Source organism: Paraburkholderia fungorum, from assembly GCF_046027605.1.
Taxonomy (GTDB): domain Bacteria; phylum Pseudomonadota; class Gammaproteobacteria; order Burkholderiales; family Burkholderiaceae; genus Paraburkholderia; species Paraburkholderia fungorum_F.
Genome location: NZ_JAQQEF010000021.1, coordinates 23,996 through 36,439, shown reverse-complemented (window position 1 = coordinate 36,439; position 12,444 = coordinate 23,996). Strand labels below are relative to the sequence as shown.

At 59.0% G+C, this 12,444-nt stretch carries 10 protein-coding genes and 1 pseudogene; 3 read left to right on the top strand and 8 right to left on the bottom strand.

Going from position 1 to position 12,444, the window contains the following annotated elements; genetic code table 11:
- Nucleotides 1–18 precede the first annotated feature (18 nt).
- The 3 genes from PQR53_RS28315 to PQR53_RS28305 all read right to left on the bottom strand — a co-directional run bounded on the left by PQR53_RS28315 (nucleotide 19) and on the right by PQR53_RS28305 (nucleotide 4,179).
- Nucleotides 19–882, bottom strand: a complete 864-nt coding sequence (locus PQR53_RS28315; RefSeq protein ID WP_408461463.1) for a sugar transferase — start codon at nucleotides 880–882, stop codon at nucleotides 19–21.
- Nucleotides 883–1,718: 836 nt separating this feature from the next.
- Nucleotides 1,719–2,840 carry an AGE family epimerase/isomerase gene (locus tag PQR53_RS28310; protein ID WP_408461460.1) on the bottom strand — a complete coding sequence of 374 codons (1,122 nt, stop codon included), beginning with the start codon at nucleotides 2,838–2,840 and terminating at the stop codon, nucleotides 1,719–1,721.
- A gap of 214 nt (nucleotides 2,841–3,054) precedes the next feature.
- Nucleotides 3,055–4,179, bottom strand: a complete 1,125-nt coding sequence (locus tag PQR53_RS28305) for a hypothetical protein (protein ID WP_408461457.1) — start codon at nucleotides 4,177–4,179, stop codon at nucleotides 3,055–3,057.
- 400 nt (nucleotides 4,180–4,579) lie between these two features.
- Between PQR53_RS28305 and PQR53_RS28300 the strand changes: the two genes are divergently transcribed.
- Nucleotides 4,580–6,004, top strand: a complete 1,425-nt coding sequence (locus tag PQR53_RS28300) for a UbiA family prenyltransferase (RefSeq protein ID WP_408461454.1) — start codon at nucleotides 4,580–4,582, stop codon at nucleotides 6,002–6,004.
- A 2-nt stretch (nucleotides 6,005–6,006) separates the two neighbouring features.
- On the opposite strand, the pseudogene PQR53_RS28295 reads toward PQR53_RS28300, so the two are convergent.
- Nucleotides 6,007–6,428: pseudogene (locus tag PQR53_RS28295) on the bottom strand (transposase); the annotation flags it as partial.
- A gap of 48 nt (nucleotides 6,429–6,476) precedes the next feature.
- Here PQR53_RS28295 and PQR53_RS28290 point away from each other — a divergent pair.
- Entirely contained in the window at nucleotides 6,477–6,848 is a 372-nt protein-coding gene (locus PQR53_RS28290; protein WP_408461451.1) for an SMR family transporter, read from the top strand.
- 22 nt (nucleotides 6,849–6,870) lie between these two features.
- Entirely contained in the window at nucleotides 6,871–7,815 is a 945-nt protein-coding gene (locus PQR53_RS28285; protein ID WP_408461449.1) for an NAD-dependent epimerase/dehydratase family protein, read from the top strand.
- Between the two features lie 86 nt (nucleotides 7,816–7,901).
- Here the strand turns inward: PQR53_RS28285 and galE are convergent, their stop codons facing one another.
- From galE to PQR53_RS28265, 4 genes are all read right to left on the bottom strand, one after another.
- Nucleotides 7,902–8,924 carry a UDP-glucose 4-epimerase GalE gene (gene galE / locus PQR53_RS28280; protein WP_408461446.1) on the bottom strand — a complete coding sequence of 341 codons (1,023 nt, stop codon included), beginning with the start codon at nucleotides 8,922–8,924 and terminating at the stop codon, nucleotides 7,902–7,904.
- Nucleotides 8,925–8,936: 12 nt separating this feature from the next.
- On the bottom strand, nucleotides 8,937–10,085 hold the full coding sequence (locus tag PQR53_RS28275) for a glycosyltransferase family 4 protein (RefSeq protein ID WP_408461443.1): 1,149 nt from the start codon (nucleotides 10,083–10,085) through the stop codon (nucleotides 8,937–8,939).
- 75 nt (nucleotides 10,086–10,160) lie between these two features.
- The gene (locus PQR53_RS28270) at nucleotides 10,161–10,988 is read right to left on the bottom strand and encodes a glycosyltransferase (RefSeq protein ID WP_408461440.1); all 828 of its coding nucleotides are present in this window, start codon (nucleotides 10,986–10,988) and stop codon (nucleotides 10,161–10,163) included.
- Nucleotides 10,985–12,247, bottom strand: a complete 1,263-nt coding sequence (locus PQR53_RS28265; RefSeq protein WP_408461437.1) for an oligosaccharide flippase family protein — start codon at nucleotides 12,245–12,247, stop codon at nucleotides 10,985–10,987. The genes PQR53_RS28270 and PQR53_RS28265 overlap by 4 nt, the downstream gene beginning before the upstream one ends.
- Nucleotides 12,248–12,444: the final 197 nt, after the last annotated feature.

Here is a 12,444-nt window from a genome sequence, read left to right as displayed (position 1 = left end):
CTGCTGGGTGCATGCTGTTCAGTACGCCCCACATCCGTCAAAGACTACTTTGAACGTTTTCAGCAGAATGCTGATGTCGAGCATAGTTGAACGCTCTTTTACGTAAGTGACGTCCAGTGCGACTCTCGTTGCATAGTCAACATCGTTTCGTCCGCTTACCTGCCACAATCCTGTCAACCCGGGTCTTACCTGCAGGTAGTAGTGGGCGTCGGCGCCATATCGTTCCAGTTCCTCGTTGACGATGGGTCGAGGGCCGACCAGGCTCATGTCGCCGAGAAGGACATTCCAGAGTTGAGGCAGTTCATCGAGGCTCGTCTTGCGCAGAACCCGGCCAACTGAAGTGATACGCACATCGTTCTTAAGCTTGAAATCGCAGTTCCATTCCTCACGCGCGTGGGCGTCGGTGGCAAGGAGTTGGGCGAGAACGAGGTCGGCCTTCGGTACCATGGAGCGAAACTTTAAACAGCGAAACGGCCGGCCGCCTTTTCCAACCCGGTGATGCCCGAAGAAAGCTGACCCGCCGTCGCTCAGTACGACGCAACCGATTACGAGGAAAATCGGGAATAGGATGACGAGCAAGGCGGACGCACCAACGATATCGAGGGCGCGCTTTGTGACGTCGCCTTTCCTGAGCGGAATGTCAGGATCGTTCGCCGCAGACAAGGTGCGGCAAGCCATAGGGCTTGCCGTTGTCTCCGTTGACGCGTCCGAAGGAAACGATTCTTCGCTGCGATCGAATTCCGCGGTGCCATCCATATGAGAAGCTGAAAAGCCGCAACCGCCGTGTTCCGTATGTTCGACTTGCGGACGACTTACGTGGCGAGTATCGAAAGTATCGACGTCCTTTGACACTGATTCCGAATGCTTGCCGACTAAAGCCATTGCTGCCCCCGGATCGCGGTTCGTTGACGGTTACATCAGTGTTTGGTATTTCAGGTTGTGCCAGTATTTCAAACAAAAATCAGAATAAAAAATCTCTCCATACGATATGAGAAATGTATTCCTCGCGCGCAATCTGGCGTAATACATGGGAAATCGAATTCTAATTGTCCGCGTATGAAGTATAGGTTTGAGATTTGACGTCAATCTGCGGAAAAGTCGTAAAATGCCGATGTCTTGGCCGACTCAGATCGGGAGAAATCAGGTAGTGCTAAACCTCAGACTTTCATTATTGGCAATGCGAAAACGATCGTCGGCAGCGCCTGCCGGCTATCCAGGTGTCGAAATAATGAGTGACGAATTCGATAGATAAGTCGATTTTCTGTCTCTTGCATTTTTCCATCCGGTCAACATGGCCTTTAATGCAAAGACACAGTCTGCCTGCTCCGCTGTTTGCCGAGCTTGTTTAGACGTAGCGTATCCGTACGAATATGGCTACACCGTTCGGTACAGCACATAACGCGTGGTTAGGGAATGCTCCAATGACCGCGTCCATGTATGTGATTAAAGAGGTTCGTCGCGCCGATGCCCGGCGTGGTTGAGATGACGGTGAAGTGCCGACGCGCTTTCGTTTGGCGATTGCGAATGCAGGCCGGCGGTCGGTGAACGCGTCAACCCGGATGCGTGGCCGACATTTTATGCAGCATGGTGTAGCCAGGGTCGGCCACATTGGGCGTTACGGCCGCGAACTGCTCGACCAGCAGCATCATGCCTTCGGCGATCATGTCGCCGTCGAATTTGAATCTACCTTGGCAGCGAATCCCTGCGGATCATCCAGGTTAATTAGGAGCCACGCGGTCCTCGGCCGGTAACGCCGCGTACGCAGTGGCGAGATGATAGGGCGTGGTGGACGGCATGTCGGCGCGCGATACATCGCCAGCGCCCGTCTTGCATTCGAACCAGCCTTGCGGATGCAAAAAGCGCTGGCGGAAGCGCTCGATTTGCCCGGGCAACGCGCGGCGCGCCGCATCATCGTCAACGGTAACGAGCGCGCGCAGATATTCGCTTTGCGCCCAGATCCGCTGCGTGGCGTCCTTGATCCTGCCGGCTTCGTCGAGTGATGCGCATACGCCGCCCGTGACCGGGTCCACGCCATGTTGCTGCGCAAATCCAAACGCGCGCGAGAGTGCCTCCTCGAGTCCCGATCCGTCCATTAGCGTGCCCGCCCGCTTGACCAGCCAGAACCATTCGAACTGATGGCCGGGCTCCAGGCGATTGCCGTCGGCACCCGACGGCAGTTCCGCGATGCAGCCGGTCGGCGCATGCAGGAAGGTGCGTTCGATAGCGTCAGCCAGCTTACGCAGTCTGGAATCGAACGCGCTGTCCTGCGTCGCCTCGCGCGCGACGAGCCACGCTTCGGTGAGATGCATCAACGGGTTCTGCACAGGTGTGCCGGTCACTGTAGAGAAATCCGCGTCGAGCGACGCGTTGAACAACCCGTGTTGCGCGGCGAAACGCGCTTCGATCAGCGCCGACGTGCTGTGGACGAGGTCAAGCGCATCGCGATTACCGAAACGCGCGGCATACTCGGCGCACGCGAAGACCAGGAACGCGTGCGTATAGAGATCCTTGGTGGTATCGAGCGGCGCACCTTGCGCATCCACACTGTAGAACCAACCGCCTCGTCGCTTGTCCTGGAAGTAGTGCAGCAGTGCTTCGAACAGCACATGCGCATGGACTGCTTCGCCGGCCTGCGAGAAAACGAACAACTGCCGCGCACATGCCATAGCGCGATAGCGCTCAACCGGCATCGGGCGATGGCTCGCGTCGGCGCTGACGGCCTCGTAGGGCAGATGCATTGTGGTATTGAAGCCAGGTCCGCGCCAGATCGGCAGGAGGACTCGAGCGAAGTGATCTCGTAGCGTGGCGGCGAGTGCGATCGTGGAGGCGGGCATGTTCATGCTGCGAATCTCCTTCGATGAGGTCGTAAAACGGGTATCGGCCACCGGTTCGCGAAAACCCTTGACAACTTTCTGCTCATAGAAGGGGCACCCTCTCAACAGAAGGCGCAATGATCAACTCCACACACACGGGTGTTTATTGATCCGGCCTCCGGTATTGGCATGTCAAGCAATCGAAGCACAGCGTGGGCTGCTGCGGCCCAATCGTTCGCCTTCACCTCGTAGCGCGCCATGCCAGGAACCATCGCGCGAGTCCGCCACGCCGATTCGCGACCCATTTGTCGAGGCGGTTCACACCTACGGCGCTGTCCGCAAGCGCCTGTGCGCTGTGATGGTCCGCATCCGGAATTTGAGCCGCCACACTTCCCACGCGATAAAGGCTTTCGACATAGGCATCAATACTGGCGCATAGAACTACCACGAATCCGACATACAGCAAGCTGAAGTTGCGCAGCTCATCACGAAAGCAGAATGCGAGAAACAACGGTACATTGACCACGACGCCGATCATCAGCGACTGCCGCACTGATGGCGCAAGGCGGGACCACGCCGTCTTCACGAGCACTGCAATTAACAGGAGGTTGATGACGTTGAAACCCTTCGGGGTCAGCACGCCGTAGTTGTATTCGAAATGTAGATAGCTGAGAGGATTGACCAGGAACCGCAGGTTATCCATCAAATGAATCTGCACCAGCCCGCCAGTATTCTGTGCGTATTTGAGCTTGATCAACACGTTGACGGCCGTGGCCACGGCAAGCAACACCACCTGGATGCGCAGGGTCGACTTGATCGACAGCGTGCCCCGCAAGAACGGATACAACGTGAGCGTGAAGAACAGAAACGACTCTTTGTTCCACGTCGCGAGCGCCGTCAAGACGATCAGCGGCAGCATTCTTCCCTTCAACGCCAAATGCACCGCGAGCGCCATGAAGAGAAGCTCAGACATGTCGTAGTAATAGCCGCCTTCGGTCAGCAGCAGTGGCAAGCCGGCCGCGAACGCGAGCGGGGCGAGTGTCGCGCCGACGCGATTTGACTGCAGGTCCAGACAAACGGTACGCAGCGCGAACAGCGCAAGCAGCAGCGACCCGAACGACATCGCATAAATCAGGTAGTAACGTAGCGCATAGCGCGGATCGCGTGAGTCTGGCGTATTCGAGTACAACCGCGAGATCGGATGATGAGACGGATCGTCGTCGAGTAACAGCGCGTCCGCGCGCTGCTTTAAGCGCGCCGGCAGCGCGCGCTCGATGCCGTTTGCGATGGCCGGCAACAACTGCCGGTAGACGTACGGGCGATCCGCCGTACCGTCGAGCATCTTCGGCAACGATGCTTCCGGCATGTTGTCTCGAAAATGCCACTTTGAGAAATAACCGCTGAATGATGCCGCCGCTGCCAGGAAATAAATGGCCACGAGCAGCATTCGTCGAATGCCGGAACTGGAAAGCGGGTCATTCAGCATAGCTTCCTCTCTTCGATATCCTGGTCGACGCAGCCCATCGACGACGGCACGTCTGAATATTCTCAAAACCCGCATGGAGCACGCCTCTGATGTTATTCGGTTTTCGCACGATATGAAGGTGGTCTAACGCACAGAAAAGAAAAAACGCTCGACGTAGTATCTGCGTGGGACCGCTTACGCGGGCCGATACGCGAGATGCCGCGCCCCCAAGTGGCAGACAAGATCACGTTCGAGGTGAGGTATGGCCGAGGCAAGTGTTCCTCTTTGTGTGGATCTCGATATGGCCGAGGCAAGTATTCCTCTTTGTGTGGATCTCGATGGAACGCTTACGCATACAGACCTTCTGGTCGAATCCTTCCTCTTGCTGTTGAAGCGCAATCCTCTTTACATCTTTCTGTGCTTTGCGTGGCTGCTGCACGGCAAGGCCAATCTGAAGGCGCAGATCGCATCGCGCGTCGCGATTGACGTTTCGCTGTTGCCGTACAACGCGAAACTGCTCGAGTTTCTTTACTCGCAGAAATCGAGCGGCCGCGATTTGTATTTATGTACGTCGTCGCACAAACAATTCGCCGAACAGGTTGCCACACACTTCGGGTTCTTCAAGGGTGTGATGGCGAGCGACGGAGAACACAATCTAACCGGCGCGAACAAGGCGGGCGCATTGTCCGCGGAATTTGGGACGCACGGTTTCGACTATTGCGGCAACGCTCGCGCCGATGTGCCGGTATGGAAAAAATGCCGGTACGCGATCGTTGTCGGCAGTCAGCATATCGCGGCCGCCGCGGAGAAGGTCAGTTCCACGATCCTGCATATCGATGACAAGCGTTCGCTTGTGGGCCTGGTTGTCCGTGAAATGCGCGTGTATCAGTGGATCAAGAATCTGCTTATCTTCGTGCCGTTCCTCGCTTCACACCGATTTTTCGACATACATACGATCGTCTCCGAAACGATTGCGTTCGTCTCTTTTAGTATGTGCGCGTCATCAATTTATCTGATGAACGACATGCTGGATCTCGAAGCCGACAGACGTCACACACGCAAACGGAATCGTCCATTTGCGTCTGGGCAACTGCCGCTCGTGTTCGGCGTCTTCGTGATGACTGTGCTGATTGCGATCGCCGTCTGTCTCGCGGCACTCCTGTCTCCGCTGTTCCAGCTCGTGTTGGCAGGTTATTTTGCAATCACGCTTGCGTATTCGTTTTGTCTGAAAAGAATGATGCTCGTCGACGTCTTCACACTCGCGGCACTCTATACGACACGAATCGTCGCCGGCGGCGCGGCAGGCAATATTCCACTGTCGAACTGGCTGATCATGTTCTCGGTGCTGATTTTTCTGAGCCTCGCAATGATCAAGCGCTACACGGAACTTGACGCGCTGCTGCGCGAGGGCAAGGGCTCCGCTGCCGGCCGCGGCTATATCACGCAAGACCTGGGCATCCTGCGTTCGTTTGGTACCGCGTCGGGCTACGTCGCGGTGTTGGTGCTGGCGTTGTACATGGACTCGTCCGACGTAAAGGTGTTGTACCGTCATCCGCAGGCGCTGTGGCTACTATTCGGTTTGCTGCTGTTCTGGATCAGCCGCATGTGGATGATGGCGTTCCGCGGGCAGATGCTTGATGACCCGATCGTGTTCGCGATCCGCAATCGGGTAAGCGTGCTGATAATCAGTCTGTGCGTCGCTACGGTTGTCATCGCTTCGAGATAAGGTCAAGGACGGGCAGTTTGATGGGCGGCGACGTCGGGCGGCGAGTTTCTGCCCGGTTGATCGTCTTGCACCGGTTCGCCCTCCCTGAAGGCAATGCCCTCCAGCAATAGCTTGATCTGTGGGGGGCCGGCGATGCGGCGTCAGGTTTTTCGGCTTCCTCGATTACCTTGAAATGCCAGACACAGGAAGGTCGGTCGCGACACGCAGTTGTGCGTACGCGTCGTCCGGTGGCCCACGGTCGCGAACGTCGACTCGATCGCATTCGTGGTCCGCAAATGCTGCCAATTTCGGCTGGGAATGCGTAAATGGCTAACAGGCGCTCCCGGTCCTTCTTCAGCGTTTCCGTCGCCTTCGGATATTTTGCAGCATAGATCGACACGAACCGGTCGAACGCCGCATATGCTTCGGCGCGCGTGGCCGCCACCGGTACTTATCCACTCTAAGATTTTGCGGCATCCAACCTGGAGGATAAATGAGCATCCTGAGTTTTGTTCTAATCGTGAGTGGCGTCCTGCTGAATGCGATGGCGCAACTCTGGTTGAAAGCCGGAACCAATGCGCTGGGTGCACTCAGTTTCAGCCGCGAAGCAGCGCTCTCAACTGTGTTCAGAGTGGGATTTGAGCCTCATATCATGGCAGGGCTGACGTGTTACGTGCTGAGCGTCGCGATTTGGATCGTGGCCTTGTCCAAGGTGCCGGTGAGCGTGGCGTATCCGATGCTGTCGATCGGATATGTGGTCAACGCGATAGCCGCCTGGTACTTGTTTGGAGAATATCTCTCGACGCAGAAATTGATCGGCATCGCCGTCATTGTCGTCGGGGTTTATCTCGTCGCGAAATCGTAACGCTCGAATTCGGAGTCACACTATGCGAGTACTGGTAACCGGCGCGTCGGGCTTTCTTGGGACTGAGTGCGTCAAGCAGTTCAACGCGGCCGCTCATGAGGTGACTACTACTGACAAGACCGGACCGGTCGATCTGCGAGGAGATCTTTCCGATTCGGCGTTCACGGCTTCGCTGCCGGACGTTGACGTGGTGGTCAACTGTGCCGCGGTTCAATACGTCACCAGGGACCTGCCGCTCTTCTTCAGAAAGTCGTTTTTTGAACGGAACAACGTGCGCGCGGCGGAAAACCTGTGCGAGCGCTATCGCGGTCAGGCCGCGCATTTCGTTCATGTCGGCACGAGCATGATGTACCGGCAGACCGGGCAGGAAACCTACGACGTGTGCAGCCCGATGAGCGGAGAGGGCGTTTATAGTCGCTCGAAGATGGCCGCGCAGGCCTTCGTGAACAGCATGCCGGGCGCGGCCACCGTCCTGCCCTGCATCATTGGCGGTGAAGGTCGCGAGGGCCTCTTCAGGGGCTTCGTCAAGATGATGACGCGGTTCGGGTTCGTCGCATTTCCAGGGCGCGGCGATCACAAGATCCAGATGGTGCACGTCGTGGATGTGGCGAGCCTGATCTGCCGAATCGCCGAAGTCCGCGCGGGCGGGCTCTTCAACGCCGCCGATCCGGAGCCTCTGTCCATTCGTCAATGGATCGACGAGATCGGAGACGAGCTCGGCATTCCGCATGCAAGGAAGATATCCATTCCCCTCATGCCGGTGAGATGCCTGTCCTGGCTCACCGGTTACCGACTGCTTGCCCGCGAGCAATTGCTGATGCTCGAACTGCCACACGTACTTTCGATAGACGAATCGCTCGCCATTGGCTGGCGTCCCATGTTTTCGAATGCAAGGATCGCGCGTGACATTGCCGTGCACATCAGCCGCGGCGCGGCGCGGCGACCGGGCTCGTTACGCTCCGAGTGATGCTCCCTTGCACGTGCCGCGCAGGAGCGGAGAAATGCACGCATGCCGCATTTCGCGGCATGCGTGTGACATTGCTGCGATAGTGATCAGTTAAAGCCGTTCGGATTCGCCGACTGCCACCGCCAGTGATCCGCACACATCTGCTCAATCCCATACTCCGCGCGCCAGCCGATCACCCTCTCAGCCGCCGCCGGATCGGCAAAGCACGAAGCCACATCGCCCGGCCGCCGCGCCACGATTTCATACGGCACGGGCCGGCCGGCGGCTTTCTCGAATGCCTTGACCACGTCGATCACGCTATAGCCCTGACCCGTACCGAGGTTCACGACGAAGCTGGCGTCGCGTTTGACCAGCGCGTCGAGCGCGGCCAGATGCCCGCGCGCCAGATCGACGACGTGGATATAGTCGCGCACGCCCGTGCCGTCGGGCGTTTCATAGTCGCCACCAAACACCCGCAGCTTTTCCAGCTTGCCCACCGCAACCTGCGCCACATACGGCATCAGGTTGTTCGGAATTCCGGCCGGATCCTCGCCAATCAATCCGCTCTCATGCGCGCCAACGGGATTGAAATAGCGCAGCGTCGCAATCCGCCATGAAGCATCCGCCACTTCCAGGTCACGCAAAACCTGCTCGGCAATCAGCTTCGACTGCCCATAAGGATTGGTCGCCGAGAGCGGAAACGATTCATCGATCGGCGAGCTCTTCGGCACGCCATACACCGTTGCCGACGAACTGAACACGAACTGCTTCACGTTGCGATCGCGCATCACGCCGAGCACCGTCAGCAAGCTGCCGACGTTATTGTTGTAGTACTCGATCGGTTTGGCGACCGATTCGCCCACCGCCTTCAGTGCGGCAAAGTGAATCGCGCCGGTGATCGGGTGGGCGTCGAAAATACGGTTGAGCGCCGCTTCGTCGCGCGCGTCGGCTTCGTAGAAGGTCACAGTCTTGCCGGTGATTTCCTCCACGCGCCGCAGCGATTCGCGGCTGCTGTTCACGAGATTGTCGATTACCACGACGTCGTAACCGCCGTTCAGCAGTTCGACACAGGTGTGCGAGCCGATAAATCCTGCACCACCTGTTACCAGAATCGTACCCTTCGTGGTCATGCTGTTGCTCCGTTAAAGTAAAACGCCCGTCATTTTCTGCACCAGGTCTTTATATGTTTCGACGACGACGCGTTCGTCGAACTCTTGCGCGACTTTCTGCCGACCGCGTTCAGCCATTGCACGGCGCTCGGCGCCGCTCATGTCGAGCATCTGCGCCAGCTTCGCTGCGAGACTCTCTGCATTGCGTACTTCGCACAGCAATCCATTGACGCCGTCCGCCACCACCTCACGGCAGCCGGGCACATCCGTCGTCACGATCGGCCGGCCCATTGCCGATGCTTCCATCAGCGTGCGAGGCACGCCTTCCCGATAGGACGGCAGGACCACGCAGTCCGCGTCGGCGATGAAGGGCCGTACGTCGTGCGCCTCGCCAAGATACTCGATGATGCCATCCCGCTCCCACATGGCCACCTCTTCGCGCGTGATCGCACTCGGGTTGTCGACGCCGACCGGACCGAGCAACTGGAACCGCGCCTGCGGGTAACGTTCACGCACACGCCGCGCCGCTTCGACATATTCGCCGACGCCCTTGTCCCACAAGAGCCGCCCGATCAGCACGAACCTGTATTCCGCCCGCTCCGGCAGCGGCGTGAAGGTGAACTGTTCGAGATCGACGCCTTCGCCATGCAACAGCCTCGCACGCTCAGGATGCACCAACAAATTCTGCTCGACAAACGCGGCCTGGTCGTCGCGGTTCAAAAACCAGACTTCACGTGGGAAACGGAAGGCAAAACGGTACAGTTTTTTGGCGACAAGCGCCGCGCGGCTCTGCTGGATGAACACGTAACCGAGCCCGGTAGTCACCGCCACCGACTGCACGCCCGCCAGTTTCGCGGCGACCGAGCCGTAGATGTTCGGCTTGATCGTGTAGTGGAACACGACATGCGGGCGGATGCTTCGATACAAACGATACAACGACAAAAGCGTGCGCAGGTCGTCACGCGGACTGGTGCCTTTGGACGCCACCGGCAATTCGATGCAGCGGCACCCCATCGCGGTGAGCAGGTCGAACGTGCGGTCGCGCGGCGCGAGGACGGTCACGTCGACGCCGCGTCCAACCAGCATGCGGATCAACCCTTGCCGATACGTATAGATTGCCCAGGCGGTGTTACAGACGAGTGTAATGCGTAGCGCGGGCGTCGACTTCAAGGCAGGCTTCATGCGGGAACGGGCTCGACGGTGAATGACGGGATGAAATGACGGGGTGAGTGACGCAATGTGAGTGACGCAATGGAATCAACGGCTGGCACGCGGCGCAAGCAGCATGCGTTTAACCCGCTGCAATGCGCTGTAAGGCGTCACCAGATGCAGCAGGTTTTTGGCGAGACCCAGCCAGTCGTACAGATTGGCGGCGTTGAAGTAGCGCAGTTGCAGCCGCAGCGTCGAGTTGACCTGGCGGCGCCGTTTGGTCGCGCTAATTCCGCCTTCGTTCAGTTCGTAATAGAGCCCGAGCTCCGGCAGATTCGCGCAGTCGTGGCGTTCCATCAAACGCAGGAACAGGTCGAGGTCTTCGGCGGAAGGATACGTCGCGCGATAGTTGCCGGCCGCGCGCACGGCGTCGACGCGCAACATCATCGAAGGATGCGCGAGGCAAGAACGGAAGAAGCGCAGACGACGAATCTGGTTCGGTTCGGCGGGCGGCGTCAGCATGAAAAGCGGTTTCCCTTCACGCGTGACGACCTGTGTCCACATGCCGAGGCCGGCCACTTGCGGATGCAGTCCCATGAACATGCGTTGTTTGGCGAGCCGTTGCGGCACGCTGCGGTCGCCCGCGTCGATGCGGGCCGCGTAGCGAAAACCGCGCTGGGCGAGGGCGTCGATGCCGGTTTGCAGCGCGCGTTCAATGCCGCTGTTGCGCGGCATGCGCAGCACTTCGATCTTCATGTTCGGGATTGCCGGCGCGACGATCGGTGTCGTGCTGCCGTCGTCGACGATCAGTACGTGGACCAGCGCGCTTTCGCTGAACGAGGCGAGCGTGAGATCGACGTCGGCCTGACCGTTATACGCGGGCATCAGGACGGCGACGTCGTCGAGGGAGTGCGCTGTGGCGGATGAATTCGTCATGGGCGCAATTTAAAACGAATGTAATAAAGATTGACTGACGCGGCGGCGAGATAGCCGGCCGCGAGTCCGACCAGCGCACCATAAGCGCCGAGGCGGGGAATTGCCAGCAGATTGACGGCGAACGCGACCGCAAGCGCCAACAGCCACTTGGAAAGCAACACGAACTTGGCCTGATATTTCAGCACGATCAGATTGCCGATCGCTTCGATTCCGGCCGGCACGGAAAGCCACACGGCCCAGCGGAAAATCTCGATGGCGCCTTCAAAGCCCGGCCCGAACACGCGGCGGATGATGAAGCCAGCCAGCAGATCCAGCACGATCGCGCCGCTTACCATCAGCGCGGCGGTCATCGCCGTGAGCCGCCACACGTTGCGGCGCAATTGCGCCGCATCCTGCACGCGATAGACGAAGGCCGGCGCAATGGTTTGCGCGAGCATCAGCGCGAGCGTGATCCAGTTTTCGTTCAACTGCTGCGCGGCGGAATAACGGCCGAGGTCGGCGAACGAAATCGCCCGCTCGAGCATCAGTCTGTCCAGTTTCAGGAACAGATACATACAGATCAGCCCGAGCCAGAACACCGTACCCGCGGTCGCGAAGTGCTTGAAGAGTGAACGGTCGAGATGCCAGCCGAGCTTGCCGCCGTGACGGCGGATGTAATAGATCAGAAGAACCGCGCCGATCGCCGCGGATTCGGCGGCCCACAACCAGCCAAAGCGCGCGGGCGTTGCCATCGCGCGTACTAGCAGATAGACAAAACCCGCTTTTACCACCGCGGTGCTCATGCTGGTAAGCAGCTGCGGCTTGCTGTACGTCATGCTTTGCAGCCACGCGTTGATCACGCCGACGAACGGCTCGCGAAACAGCATCGTCACCGCAAGACCCGCGAGCATCGCGCCCGCCAGCGGGTCGAAGAAGTGCAACGCGATGCCGAGCCATGTGATCAGCAGCGCCGCGACGGAAACCGAAAAGCGCAGCGTGAAGGCGCTGCCGAGCACGGTGCCCAATTGAGTGGGCGGCCGGGCGACGATGGCGGGCACCAGAATTTCGGCGCCGCACACCCAGGTGATCGGCGAAAGCACTAGCAGCAGCGTGTTCGCGTACTGCCATTTGCCGAAGGTGTCGGGTCCGAAGTAGCGCGCCAGCATGCCGCTGATCACGATCGCCACGCCGATCTGCGTGAGCCGCTCCAGCCCGAGCCAGGCGATATTGCTGAAGGCGCGCGTGACGTCGGGGTTGGCGAAGCGTTTGAGCGTCAGCATCCGGCGGCCGCTCGGCAATGCAACGGCGCTTGTTGTACGGCTTGCGCCAATTGCATGGGCGGCACCGGCGACGCGAGGCGTGCGCTGTGCGTATGGCGCGCACTGCGCGCAACCGCCCACCTGGCCGCCTGTCGCGGCAACTTTACAAAAGGAGGGCGTCTAAGCATTAGAATGGCGGTTATAAGACTGGTCCGAAA